Source organism: Phytoactinopolyspora alkaliphila (assembly GCF_010550695.1).
Taxonomy (GTDB): domain Bacteria; phylum Actinomycetota; class Actinomycetes; order Jiangellales; family Jiangellaceae; genus Phytoactinopolyspora; species Phytoactinopolyspora alkaliphila.
Map to the genome: position 1 here is coordinate 504,750 of NZ_JAAGOB010000001.1, position 13,328 is coordinate 518,077.

At 67.6% G+C, this 13,328-nt stretch carries 9 protein-coding genes; 5 read left to right on the forward strand and 4 right to left on the reverse strand.

Features of this window, described 5'->3' with window-relative positions; translation table 11 throughout:
• Window positions 1-120 precede the first annotated feature (120 nt).
• Entirely contained in the window at window positions 121-2,943 is a 2,823-nt protein-coding gene (acnA, locus tag G1H11_RS02160) for an aconitate hydratase AcnA (RefSeq protein ID WP_163815549.1), read from the forward strand.
• 2 nt (window positions 2,944-2,945) lie between these two features.
• Here acnA and G1H11_RS02165 read toward each other — a convergent pair whose 3' ends face one another.
• Entirely contained in the window at window positions 2,946-3,413 is a 468-nt protein-coding gene (locus tag G1H11_RS02165) for a hypothetical protein (protein ID WP_163815550.1), read from the reverse strand.
• Window positions 3,414-3,517: 104 nt separating this feature from the next.
• Here G1H11_RS02165 and dxs point away from each other — a divergent pair, with 104 nt between their 5' ends.
• The 3 genes from dxs to G1H11_RS02180 are packed head-to-tail and all read left to right on the forward strand — an operon-like array spanning window position 3,518 to window position 7,580.
• Window positions 3,518-5,446, forward strand: a complete 1,929-nt coding sequence (dxs, locus tag G1H11_RS02170; protein WP_163815552.1) for a 1-deoxy-D-xylulose-5-phosphate synthase — start codon at window positions 3,518-3,520, stop codon at window positions 5,444-5,446.
• Between the two features lie 3 nt (window positions 5,447-5,449).
• The gene (locus tag G1H11_RS02175; protein WP_163815554.1) at window positions 5,450-6,649 is read left to right on the forward strand and encodes an AI-2E family transporter; all 1,200 of its coding nucleotides are present in this window, start codon (window positions 5,450-5,452) and stop codon (window positions 6,647-6,649) included.
• A gap of 46 nt (window positions 6,650-6,695) precedes the next feature.
• Window positions 6,696-7,580 carry an NAD-dependent epimerase/dehydratase family protein gene (locus G1H11_RS02180; RefSeq protein ID WP_163815557.1) on the forward strand — a complete coding sequence of 295 codons (885 nt, stop codon included), beginning with the start codon at window positions 6,696-6,698 and terminating at the stop codon, window positions 7,578-7,580.
• 55 nt (window positions 7,581-7,635) lie between these two features.
• Here the strand turns inward: G1H11_RS02180 and G1H11_RS02185 are convergent, their stop codons facing one another.
• The 3 genes from G1H11_RS02185 to G1H11_RS02195 all read right to left on the reverse strand — a co-directional run bounded on the left by G1H11_RS02185 (window position 7,636) and on the right by G1H11_RS02195 (window position 11,796).
• Window positions 7,636-9,762 carry a 3-hydroxyacyl-CoA dehydrogenase NAD-binding domain-containing protein gene (locus G1H11_RS02185; RefSeq protein ID WP_163815559.1) on the reverse strand — a complete coding sequence of 709 codons (2,127 nt, stop codon included), beginning with the start codon at window positions 9,760-9,762 and terminating at the stop codon, window positions 7,636-7,638.
• Complete coding sequence (locus tag G1H11_RS02190) at window positions 9,762-10,982, reverse strand: acetyl-CoA C-acyltransferase (RefSeq protein ID WP_163815561.1); 1,221 nt, start codon at window positions 10,980-10,982, stop codon at window positions 9,762-9,764. The genes G1H11_RS02185 and G1H11_RS02190 overlap by 1 nt, the downstream gene beginning before the upstream one ends.
• Before the next feature lie 106 nt (window positions 10,983-11,088).
• On the reverse strand, window positions 11,089-11,796 hold the full coding sequence (locus G1H11_RS02195; RefSeq protein ID WP_216843354.1) for a DNA alkylation repair protein: 708 nt from the start codon (window positions 11,794-11,796) through the stop codon (window positions 11,089-11,091).
• 125 nt (window positions 11,797-11,921) lie between these two features.
• On the opposite strand from G1H11_RS02195, the gene G1H11_RS02200 reads away from it, so the two are divergent.
• The gene (locus tag G1H11_RS02200; protein WP_163815563.1) at window positions 11,922-13,328 is read left to right on the forward strand and encodes a protoporphyrinogen/coproporphyrinogen oxidase; all 1,407 of its coding nucleotides are present in this window, start codon (window positions 11,922-11,924) and stop codon (window positions 13,326-13,328) included.

Consider the following 13,328-nt stretch of genomic DNA (forward strand, 5'->3'; position numbering starts at 1 on the left):
CTTGAGGTCAAGATAAGTGCCATTCAGAGTGCACTCCGATGCGTTGGGGAAGCAGGGTCGGGTAATGGCAAGCGGGTAAGGGCGACCTTATGGAAGGCGCGTCCCGGCGCGTGCGCGACGATGGCTCGAAAAGCGTGGAAGCGAAAGGTTGGGATTGACGTGGCCAGCAAGAACAGCTTCGGTGCCCAGGGCACCCTTCAGGTCGGGGCGGACTCGTACGAGATATACCGGCTGGCCGCTGCCGGCGACGTGAGCCGGCTTCCGTACAGCTTGAAGATTCTGTTGGAGAACCTGCTGCGCACCGAAGACGGTGCGAACATCACGGCGGAGCATGTTCGTGCCGTGGCCGGCTGGGACGCCAAGGCCAAGCCGAGCACGGAGATCCAGTTCACACCCGCGCGGGTAGTGATGCAGGACTTCACCGGCGTTCCGTGCGTCGTCGATCTCGCCACCATGCGCGAGGCGATGAGCGACCTGGGTGGCGATCCGAACAAGATCAACCCACTCGCCCCCGCTGAGCTGGTCATCGACCACTCGGTGATCGCCGACGTGTTCGGCGCCCCGGATTCGTTCGCCCGCAATGTCGAGCTGGAGTACGAGCGCAACAAGGAGCGCTACCAATTCCTGCGCTGGGGCCAGGGGGCGTTCGACGACTTCAAGGTCGTCCCGCCGGGAACCGGCATCGTGCACCAGGTGAACATCGAGCATCTCGCCCGCACCGTGATGGTCCGTGACGGGGTCGCGTACCCGGACACGTGCGTCGGCACCGACAGCCACACCACCATGGTGAACGGCCTCGGCGTGGTGGGCTGGGGCGTCGGCGGCATCGAGGCCGAAGCCGCGATGCTCGGCCAGCCGGTCAGCATGCTGATTCCGCGCGTGGTCGGGTTCAAGCTCTCCGGCGCGCTGCCCGAGGGGACTACGGCCACCGACCTTGTGCTGACCATCACCGAGAAGCTGCGCCAGCACGGTGTGGTCGGGAAGTTCGTCGAGTTCTACGGGCCTGGCGTCGCCGAGGTCCCGTTGGCCAACCGCGCCACCATCGGGAACATGAGCCCCGAGTACGGTTCCACCATCGCGGTGTTCCCCATCGACGAGGAGACCGTTCGCTATCTCCGCCTGACCGGGCGTCAGGACCAGGAAGTAGCGCTGGTCGAGGCGTACGCCAAGGAACAGGGCCTGTGGCACGACCCGGACATCGAACCGGAGTACTCCGAGTACCTGGAGCTGGATCTCAGTAGCGTTGTGCCCTCCATCGCGGGGCCGAAACGACCACAGGATCGGGTGTCGTTGTCCGACGGCAAAGCCGCTTTCCGCACGTCGCTCGGAGACTACGCGGACCACGATGACGCCCCCCACACCGACGTCGACGAGGCAGTCGAAGAGACCTTCCCGGCCAGTGACCCGGTGGCCATCCGAGACGGCAACGGCGGCGAGGAGACCCGTGAGGTCGTGTCGGCGGCCGCCCGCGCCAACGGCCGCCCGTCGAAGCGGGTCGCGGTCACTCTCGATGACGGCACCGAATGCGAGCTCGATCACGGCGCGGTGGTCATCGCCGCGATCACCTCGTGCACCAATACCTCCAACCCGTCGGTCATGATCGGTGCCGCATTGGTGGCGAAGAAGGCCGTCGAGCGCGGCTTGAACCGCAAGCCCTGGGTGAAGACCACCTTGGCACCCGGGTCGAAGGTGGTCATGGACTACTACGAGCGGGCTGGGCTGACGCCGTACCTGGAGAAGATCGGGTTCCACCTGGTCGGGTATGGCTGCACTACCTGCATCGGTAACTCCGGTCCGCTGCTGGAGGAAGTCAGCGCCGCGGTCAACGAGCACGATCTCGCCGTGGTCTCCGTGCTGTCCGGCAACCGCAACTTCGAAGGGCGGATCAACCCGGACGTCAAGATGAACTATCTCGCGTCTCCGCCGCTGGTCGTGGCGTACGCGCTGGCCGGGACGATGGATCTGGACCTGACGACCGAGCCGCTCGGTACCGACACGCAGGGTCAGCCCGTCTACCTCAGCGACCTCTGGCCCACGCCGGCCGAGATCGAAGAGGTGGTCGAGTCCGCGATCGCGAGTGAGATGTTCACCCGCGACTACGCCGACGTGTTCGCCGGCGACGAGATCTGGCAATCGCTGCCGACACCGTCGGGCGACACCTTCGAGTGGGACGCCGGCTCCACCTATGTGCGCAAGCCTCCGTACTTCGACGGCATGCAGCCGACCCCCAGTCCGGTGACCGACATCGCCGGCGCGCGGGTGCTCGCCAAGCTCGGGGATTCGGTCACCACCGACCACATCAGCCCGGCAGGGGCCATCAAGGTCGACTCGCCGGCGGGGGAGTATCTCTCCTCCCACGGTGTGAGCCGTCGTGATTTCAACTCGTACGGATCCCGGCGCGGCAATCACGAGGTGATGATCCGGGGCACGTTCGCCAACATTCGCCTGCGCAATCAGCTGGCGCCGGGGACCGAGGGTGGATTCACCCGCGACTTCACCAAGGCGGATGCTCCGGTGACCTCGATCTACGAGGCGTCGGTCGCCTATGCCGAAGCCGGCGTCCCGCTGGTGGTGCTGGCCGGCAAGGAGTACGGATCCGGTTCCTCGCGAGACTGGGCGGCCAAGGGCACGGCCCTGCTAGGGGTTCGCGCCGTGATCGCGGAGTCGTTCGAGCGCATCCACCGGTCCAACCTGATCGGCATGGGCGTCCTGCCGCTGCAGTTCCCCGAGGGGGAGAGTGCCGAATCTCTCGGCTTGACCGGTGAGGAGACATTCGAGATCACCGGAGTCGAGGCGCTCAACGACGGCGACACACCGTCCACTGTGAAGGTGAAGGCCGGCGACACCGAGTTCGACGCCGTGGTGCGTATCGACACACCTGGCGAGGCGGAATACTACCGCCACGGCGGCATCATGCAGTACGTGCTGCGCGGCCTTCTCTGAACCTACTGAGGCGGATCGTCGTCGAACATCCTGAGTGGGGCCTCGACCTCTTCCTGTCGGGGCCCCATCGCCAGGATCCCGCCCAGTAGGACGACGAGACCAGCAACGCAGAGCCACGCACCGCTCTCCAGGTCCTGAGTGCGCCACTCGTCGTCGATGGCGCGCATGATCGACCAGAGGATGAAGGTGGCCGAGCCGATGATCCAGCCCAGGCCGAGGATGAACCGGAACCTGAGCAGCGCCCCCAGGGCGCCGAGCAACCCCACGACGGCCAGCGGCGCTGCCACGGATCCCCAGTAGGCGGTCGCGGTACCGGCCGGACTGGCCTGGAACAGCTGCTGCAATGGCCAGTCTCGGGGGCCGTCGCTGGCATACCAGCTCAGGTAGACGCTCGCGGCGACCCCGAGCGCGCCGACGAGCGCCACGCTCGCGCCGATTCCCCGCCGGGTCGGAGTGATCCACTGCCTCACAACCACTACCGTTACACATGGAACCCGGAAGGGCTATTCGGTCCGTGCAATCCGGACACTAGACTCGCAGAGGACTGTTTGAGCCATCGAGGAGGCGAGCCGCATTGGGCGTACTCGAACGTGTGAGAGAGCCACGGCACCTGCGGGGCCTCTCCGCCGATGAGTTGGACGCACTTGCTGCGGAGATACGGGATCTGATCGTCACCACGGTCTCCCGCAACGCTGGCCATCTCGGACCCAACCTGGGTGTGGTCGAGCTGACCATCGCGCTGCACCGTGTGTTCAACTCGCCACGAGATCCCATCGTGTTCGACACCGGGCACCAGTCCTACGTACACAAGCTGCTGACCGGCCGGGTGGAGCAGTTCTCCTCGATCCGGTCCAAAGGCGGCTTGTCCGGCTACCCCAGCCAGGCAGAGAGCCCGCACGACTGGGTCGAGAACTCTCACGCCTCCACCGCCGTTTCCTACGCCGACGGCATGGCCAAGGCAATGGCGGTCCGGGGGGAGAAGAACCGGACGGCCGTGGCGGTGATCGGCGACGGCGCCCTGACTGGCGGCATGGCCTGGGAAGCGCTCAACAACATCGCCGGTGGACCGCAGACAGGTCCTGACCGCCGCCCCCTGGTGGTCGTGGTGAACGACAACGGCCGCTCGTACTCGCCCACGGTGGGCGGCCTGGCCGAGCATCTCTCCGGACTCCGGACAGATCCTCGCTACGAGCAGGCACTGGAGTTGGTGAAGCGCACGCTCAACCGGACACCGCTGGTCGGGCATGCGGCCTACGAGGCGCTGCACGGGCTGAAGAAGGGCTTGAAGGACCTGTTGGCCCCGCAAGGCATGTTCGAGGATCTGGGCCTCAAGTACATCGGTCCGGTCGACGGCCACGACCGCGTGGCCGTCGAGAACGCCCTCGTCCAGGCCCGCCGCTTCGGCGGACCTGTGATCGTGCACTGCGTCACCCAGAAGGGGCACGGTTACGAGGTCGCTGTTCTCGACCAAGCCGACCACATGCACAGCCCGTCCGCGTTCGACCCGGTCACCGGCGAGCCGACCAGCAGCCCCACCCGGTCAATGACGCACGTCTTCCGCGACGCCCTGCTCGACGCCGGCAAACGCCGGTCTGACGTCGTCGCGATCACGGCGGCCATGCTCGGTCCCACGGGGATGGAGGCGTTCGCCCAGGCATTCCCTGACCGCTGTTTCGACGTCGGGATCGCCGAGCAACACGCCACCACGTCCGCGGCCGGCATGGCGATGATGGGTCTGCACCCGGTGGTGGCCGTTTATGCCACGTTCCTCAACCGGGCCTTCGACCAGGTGCTGATGGATTGCGCATTGCACAAGGCCGGGGTGACGTTCGTCCTCGACCGTGCGGGCATCACTGGGCCCGACGGCGCGTCGCACCACGGCATGTGGGACATGTCCGTTCTGCAGGTGGTGCCCGGCCTGCGGCTCGCGGCTCCGCGGGACGCCGCCCAGCTGAGCGAGCAGTTCGACGAGGCGCTCGACGTCCCCGACGCGCCGACGGTTGTGCGCTTTCCCGGCAAGGAACCCGCCGCCGCCGAGATTCCGGCGATCGAGCGGATCGGCGCCTGTGATGTTCTCGCCCGCGCGGACTCTCGCGACGTCCTCCTCGTGGCGGTCGGCGCGATGGCGGCGGCCGGGGTCGACGCCGCCCGCAGGCTGCAAGCACAGGGTGTGGGTGTCACCGTGGTGGACCCGCGCTGGGTCAAGCCGTTGGACGACGCCGTCATCGACCTCGCGCGGGAGCACCGGCTGGTGGTGACGGTGGAGGACAACTCACGCGTCGGCGGCGTCGGGACCGTGCTGGCCCAGCTCATGCAGGATCGCGGGGTCGACATCCCAGTGCGGAATTTCGGCATCCCGCCGCGCTTCCTCGACCACGCCAAGCGGGCCGAGATCCTCGCCGAGCTCGGCCTGACCGGCCAGGGTTTGGCCCGGGAGATCTCCGGCCTTGTCGCGGCCCTCGACTCGGAGACGTCGATGACGACGCCTTCAGAAACGGTGTAACCGGTGTCTGCGCCCCCTCCCGAGCAGCGTCACCATACTCACCTGCTGGAACGCGAAGGAGCGGTGGCATGGCGCCTTCTCGGCATCGGCCTGGTGGTCGCCGGTGCGCTCTACCTGGCGATGCAGATCCAGTTCATCGTCATGGCCATCGTGCTCGGATTCGCGATGGTGTCGTTGCTGTGGCCGCTGGCGAAGTGGCTGAGGGCACACAAGGTACCCGCCGTCTTCGCGTCGCTGTTGTCGGTGCTGCTGTTCCTCGGTTTCTTCGCCGGCATCGTAGTGTTCGTGGTCACCGAGGTCATCGACTCGTGGCCGGACATGGTGCGCTCGGTGACCGGTGCCATCGAGACTGGTACGGAGTGGCTTGAAGGCGGGCCCTTCGGGCTGGACACCGCGACGGTCCAAGACTGGCTGAACGACGTCCAGGACCAGTTGGGCAACGTGCTCACCGGAGTGGGTCAGGCAGCCGCCACCGGCATCACGTTTGTGGGAAATTTCGCCACGGTGCTGCTTATCGCGGTGTTCTTCACGATTTTCGCGTTGACAAGCGGAGACAAGCTGTGGGCACAGTTCGTCGGCGCCCTGCAGCCGAGGTACCAGGCACCGGCGCACTCGGCGTTCAAGGCGTCGATGAAGACCACTGGCAACTGGTTCTACGCTTCGACCGTGACCGGCCTGGTCGACGGTTTGTTCATCGGGATCGGCTTGACCATCCTCAACGTCCCCCTCGCCATCCCGATCGGTGCGCTCACCTTCATCATGGGCTACATCCCGCTCGTCGGCGCGACGCTTGCCGGGGCCATCGCCATCATGGTGGCGTTCTTCTCCGGTGGTCTCACCGCCGCGATCTGGGCGCTGCTTATCGTGCTTGCCGTGCAACAGATCGAGGGCAACGTTCTCGCCCCCCTGCTCATGGCGAGGGCGGTCAGCTTCCATCCGCTGATCACCCTGGTACTCACCACCGGCGCCGGTATCGCCTTCGGACTGGTCGGGCTATTCCTCGCGGTGCCCATCACCGGCGCCATCACCGCGGCGGTGATCGCCTGGCGCAGGAAGTTCCGCGAGCAGGACGCTTCTAGCGCGGGCGGGCGGAGACCGTCGATGCCTGGCGCCAGCGTGCCCGATGTCGACGGCCGCCCCACAGACCTGGAGGACCTGGTCACCGACCACGAAGGTGGGGACGCGAGCCGCAAGACCACGTAGCCGGGGCTCCGCCCCACACGAGGCTCGACGATCGAGGATGGACTCCATGCAACATGCGCTGATCACAGGTGCCGCCGGGTTGATCGGTAGGGCCACGGCGTCGCATCTGCGCGATCTCGGCTTCACCACCACCGGCCTGGTCCTCGAGGACCCAGGCGACGTACCGGTCGACCGCGTCGTGGTCGGTGATGCCACGGACCGGTCCGCGGTGATCACTGCCTTGGACGGCGTGGACGCCGTGATCCACCTGGCCGCGATCCCCAGTCCTTCGCGCGGTACGGCCGACGAGGTCTTCGCCGTGAACACGCAGGCCACTTTCACCGTCCTCGACGCGGCCGGAGAGGCGGGCATCACGCACGCGGCGATCGCCAGCAGCATCAACGCGCTGGGGTACCGGTTCGGCCCCGTGCCGGGGCGTCCCGATCAGCTGCCCCTACACGAAGGCTTGCCCAGCCAGGCCGCAGACCCGTACTCGCTGTCCAAGCTGGTGGACGAAGCAACCGCCGCGGCGATGGCCCGGCGCCACGGCATGACCGTGGTGGCGTTGCGCTTCCCCATGGTGGGGAGCCAGGAAGGCTCGTCCGGACAGCTTCGCGGGTTTCTCGACCACCTCGCCGCGAATCCCGCCGATGGAGCCACGGACTTCTGGCTGTACCTGGACGACCGCGACGCCGCCCGCGCGCTCGCCCTCGCTCTGTCGCCGAACAGTCCCCATACACACCATGGAACGGCGCACGTGGCCTTCGTGGCAGCCTCGCTGACGTCAGTGCCCTACCCGACCGAGCAGTTGATCGATCGTTACCATCCAGGCGTGCCGAGAACGCGGGTCTTTCCCGGCCGAGCAGCCCCCGTGGATCTCAGCGTCGCACGGGAACTGCTCGGTTTCACCGCCGAGCACGTGGTCGATCTTCCGGAGCTGGAGTTGCCGTAGGCGCGACACCTGGCTTCCTTGAGGTGCCCTTGGCAGCACCAAGCCTCCTTGGAACCTACCGCGGCAGGCTCGCGACTCCTGGCTCCAGGAAACGGCACCCGGTCACCTTCTCGGAGATGCCTGACCGGTCCAGGTACGGCGTGGCGCCGCCCAGATGGAACGGCCAGCCGGCCCCGAGGATCATGCACAGGTCGATGTCCTGCGGTTCGGCGACGACGCCCTCGTCGAGCATCAGCCGGATCTCCTCCGCGGTCGCCGAGAGTACCGTCTCGCGGACCTGATCCTCGGTCAGGACGGTCTCGCCTTGCTGAATCAGCGCCGCGGTCTCGTCATCGAGATAGGGCTTGCCGTTCTCGTCCCACGACCAGATGCCAGGCTTGCCCGCTTCGACCAGCCGGCGCAGATTCTCCGACACCGGATAGCGTTCCGGGAACGCTGCGTGCAGGGATTCCAGCACATGCAGCCCCACGGCCGGCCCGACCAGCTGGAGCAGGACGAACGGTGACATGGGCAGGCCCAGCTTGAGCAAGGCGTTGTCGGCGACGTCGAGCGGCGTTCCGTCGTCGGCGGCCTTGATGACCTCCGCCATCACCCGGATCAGAATCCGGTTGACCACGAACGCCGGCGCATCCTTGACCAGCACGGCCGACTTCTTGAGTGTCTTGGCGGTGGCGAACGCGGTGGCGAGCGCGGCGTCGTCGGTCTGCTCCCCACGGACGATCTCCAGCAGCGGAAGCACAGCCACCGGGTTGAAGAAGTGGAAACCGACGACCCGTTCAGGTGACTTCAGGACAGAGGCCATCTCGGTGACGGATAAGGACGACGTGTTGGTCGCCAGGATGCACTCGTCGGAGACGATGGACTCCAGCTCGCCGAAGACCTCCTGCTTCACCGACATCTCCTCGAAGACGGCCTCGATGACGAAGTCGGCGTCGGCGAAGACGGCCTTGTCAGTGGAGCCACTCACCAGCGACTTGTACCGGTTCGCCTGGTCCGGTGAGATCCGGCCCTTGCCGAGGAGCTTGTCCACCTCGGCCTGAACGTAGCCGACACCTTTGCTCACCCGCTCCTCGTCGAGGTCGGTCATCACGACGGGCACCTCGAGGCGGCGGACGAACAGCAGAGCCAACTGGCTGGCCATCAGGCCGGCGCCGACGACGCCCACCTTGGTCACCGGGCGCGCCTGCTCCTTGTCCGGCGCACCGGCGGGGCGCTTTGCCCGGCGCTGCACGAGGTCGAAAGCATAGAGACCGGCTCGAAGCTCCTCGCTTATGACGAGGTCGGCGAGCGCCCGGTCCTCCGCGGCGAAGCCTTCCTCGCGGGTGCAGGTCCGGGCGGCCGATATCAGTTCCAGGGCACGGTAGGGCGCCGGAGCGGCACCATGCACCTTGGCGTCGGCGATCGCCTTCCCACGGGCTACCGCGGCTTCCCACGCGTCTTCGCTGCGGTCGATGGGGGCACGCTCCACCCGCAGGTCGCCGCGCACCACCTTCGCCGCCCACGACAGGGACTGCTCAAGGAAGTCGGCGGCATCGAGAGCGACGTCGGCCACGCCGAGCTTGGCCAGCTGTGCGCCCTTGAGCAGCCGGTTCTGGTTGAGGGGGTTCTCGATCATCAGAGTGACCGCGGCCTCGGGCCCGGCGATGTTCGGCACCAGCCAGGCACCACCCCATCCCGGCACCAGGCCGAGGAAGACCTCCGGCAGACCGACGGCAGGAGCGGCCTTGCTGACCGTGCGGTACGTGCAGTTCAGTGCGACCTCGAGCCCTCCGCCCAGAGCGAGGCCGTTGATGAAGCCGAACGTGGGCACCGGGCCGTCGCCGAGCTTGCCGAAGACCCGATGGCCGAGCCGGGCGATCTCGACGGCCTGCTCCCGGTCGTTCAGCATGGCGAAGCCCTTGAGATCGGCGCCGGCCGCGAGGATGAACGGCTTGCCGGTGACGGCGAGGGCGACGATGCCCGGCTCCGCGTACGCGGCGTCGATGGCCCGATCCAAGGCGTACAGGGTAGTGGGCCCCAAGGTGTTCGGCTTGGTGTGGTCATGGCCGTTGTCCAGCGTGATCAAAGCGGCCCTGCCGGCTGCGTGCGGGAGGTCGACGAAGCGCAGGTGCGCGTGCGTGACCACCTCGCCCGGGAACGCGAGGGGCGTGTCGGTACCAGCGGACGCGGAAGTGTCAGTCATCAGGCGGCGTTCTCCTTCTGGTAGTCGACATGGTGGGGGTTGGCCCAGACGACGGTGCCACCCATGCCGAGGCCGATGCACAGTGTGGTGATGCCGTAGCGGATTTCGGGCCGGTCCTCGAAGTGCCGGGCCAGCTGTGTCATGAGCCGGACCCCGGAGGACGCGAGTGGGTGTCCCACGGCGATGGCCCCGCCGAACGGGTTGACCCGGGGGTCGTCGTCGTCGATGCCGAAGTGGTCGAGGAAGGCGAGCACCTGCACGGCAAAAGCCTCGTTGATCTCGATGAGACCGATGTCGTCCATGGTGAGACCGGCCTGGCCGAGAGCCCGCTCGGTGGCCGGGATAGGGCCGACGCCCATGACTTCCGGCTCGACGCCGGTGAAGGCATAGGAGATGAGTTCCATCTTGGGGGAGAGCCCCAGTTCTTCCGCGGTGTCCCGGCCCGCCAGCAGTGCCGCGGTGGCGCCGTCGTTGAGCCCTGCGGCGTTGCCCGCGGTGACCCGGCCGTGCGCGCGGAATGGAGTGCGCAGTCCGGCGAGGCCTTCGACGGTGGTATCCGGGCGCGGCGGCTCGTCGGCCGTCGCGAGGCCCCAGCCTTCATCCTGGCTGCGGGTAGCGACAGGCACCAGATCCGGCTGGACCTTGCCGTCCGCGTAGGCCTTGGCGAGCTTGGCCTGGCTGGCTGCGGCGTAGGCGTCGGCACGTTCCTTGGTGAGGTGCGGGAACCGGTCGTGCAGGTTCTCCGCCGTCTTGCCCATGACCAGAGCTTCCGGATTGACCAGCGACTCGGACTGGAACCGGGGATTGGGGTCGATACCCTCGCCCATGGGATGTCTTCCCATGTGCTCGACGCCGCCGGCGATGACGGCGTCGTAGGCGCCGAACGCGATCCCGCTGGCTCCCGTGGTGACTGCCGTCATGGCGCCGGCGCACATGCGGTCGATGGCGTAGCCGGGGACCGAGCGGGGGAGACCCGCGAGGAGCGCCGCTGTGCGGCCGATGGTGAGACCCTGGTCTCCGGTCTGCGTGGTGGCGGCGATGGCGACGTCCCCGATGCGTTCCGGTGGAAGTTGCGGGTTTCGCCGGACCAGCTCACGAATACAGGTGACGATCAGATCGTCGGCGCGGGTCTCGGCGTACATGCCGCCGGCCTTGCCGAACGGCGTACGCACACCGTCGATGAAGACGACGTCACGGTGTTGCCTGGTGGACGAGGACACGAGACCTCCTGCGAGGGCAGACGGCGATGGCTGTGCAACCTATGCTACTCGTGAGTAACAATACCCTCCACTCGCCGCCGTCAGAACGCCAGTCTCCGGTGGAACGTCAGCCTCCGGACAGGATGTTGCGCATCGCCTCCCGGCGGGAAAGAGCGGAAAGCTGTCCAGAGTGGATCGAGACGAAAGTCCGTACCCAGGCCGGGTCGATCTTCGCCTGCTGGCGTAGCGCCCAGCCGATGCCCTTGCGCAGGAAGAAGTCGGGGTCGTCGATATTGGCGAGCACGCACTCCCGCAGCAGGTCCACGTCGGTGTCTTCACCGGATCTCACCTGGCAGATGACCGACGTGCGCCGCCGCCAGCGGTCGGCGTCGCGCGACCACGCCCGGATGACCGGCGACGTCTCGCAGGGGTGGGTGCGTAGAACCGCTCCCACCAGACGGATGGCGACGTCGTCCACGTGGTCCCACCAGGCGCCGGTGACGATCATGTGGTCGTACAGCTGCAACGAGACCGGATCAGTAGCCCATTCGGCGTAGGCGCGGACTTGCGCCAGATCGGTCGCGGCGTAGCGCTCCTCACGGAAGGCGGCATGATCCCACAGCTCGCGGATGGCGGCGTCCCATTGCTCTCTGGTGCCCAGGAGGCGAGCGCGGAGCACAGGCCGCAGCGCGAGGGCGCGATGGGGCTTCTGCACGCCCAGGAACGGCATGTCGGACTTCATGTACGCCCGCATCGGCTCGGCCTTGGACGCATCCGCGGCGGAGCGCAATGCGGCGCGGATCTCAGTGACCAGACGTGCGTCCTCTCCGTTCACGGCGACCACCCTAATGCCCCGGGGAGCCGGGCCTCGCCCGGCGCCACCACTTCCTTCGGGGAACGCCACTCGCGGTGTGTCCGCCGCGTGGACAGGCGGTGGATGACGGTAGGCTGGCCTCCTTCATGGGCACTTCTCGCGACCTCATCGTCATGGGCGCCGGACCCGCAGGGCTCGCCGCCGCGTGGCGCGCTGCCCAGCGGGGCTTCCAGGTCACGCTCCTGGAACGTGCCGACCACGTCGGGGGAATGGCGGCGTCGTTGGACGTCGCCGGGATCCGGGTCGATCAGGGTTCTCATCGGCTGGACCAGGCCACGCCCGAGTGGCTGCTCGCCGACCTGCGCGGGCTGATGGGCGAAGACCTCCAGCTGCGGCGCCGCAGCAGCCGGATCAGGGTGGGCGATCAGTGGCTGTCGCTGCCCCTGCGTATGGACGAGGTGACCCGGCGGCTTCCGCCGTCGTTGCTGGCGCGCATCGCGAGAGACTCGGCCACGATGTCCCTGCGGCGCGACCATGACGATACTTACGCGAGCGTGGTCCGCGGCCGGGTCGGCCCCGCCTTGTACGAGACGGTCTACGGACCGCTGGCCGAGAAGCAGTGGGGCGTGCCGGGGCACGGCCTGAGCACCATGCAGGCGCACCGGCAGGCCGCCAGGCTGAGCGCGTGGAAGGTCGCGGGGCGCGCCGTGGGGCGGTTGCGGCAGAAGCGGCAGCTCTCCACCGGTGGTTACTACTACCCGCGCAACGGGTTCGGTCAGCTGGTCGAGGCGCTCGCCGACGCCGCGGTCGACGCCGGTGTGGACATCAAGCTCGAGGCCGAGGTGGATCGGGTCCGGGTATACGAGGACGAGGTCGAGGTCAGCACCCAGGACGGCGACGTCGTCACCGGCGGGCTGGTGTTCTCCACCCTCCCGTTGCCGGTCCTGGCCCGGATCTCCCGCCCGGCGCCGTCGCTCACCTCGATCGAGTCCGCCGCCCGGCTTCGCTACCGGGCCATGCTGCTGGTGTACATCGTGCACAAGGGCGGGCGCTGGAGCACGTTCGACTCCCATGACATCCCCGATCCGCGCACGCCGGTGCTGCGGATCTCCGAGCCGATCAACTACCGGGACAACCCCGCGGACCCCGACGACCACTCGGTGCTCTGTGCGGAGATCCCATGCTCCATGACCGACGAGGTCTGGGGTCTCGACGACGAATCGCTGGCCGATCTCGTCGACGAGACTCTGGGACTGACCGGGTTGCCGAGCGTGGACCGGATCCACGTCGAGAGTCGCCGGCTCGGCCAGGTGTATCCGATCTACCGGCTTGGCTACGAGAACGACCTCACCGAGGTGGACGCCTGGGCGCGGATGATCCGGCGGGTCGTGACGCTGGGGCGGCAGGGCCTGTTCATCTTCGACAACATCCACCAGGCTCTGCTGATGGCTTACGACGCCGTGGACGCGATCCGCGACGACGGCCGCTTCGACCGCTACGCCTGGACGGTCGCCAGGGAGCGCTTCTCCCGCTCCGGTGGCGGCGGCCACTGA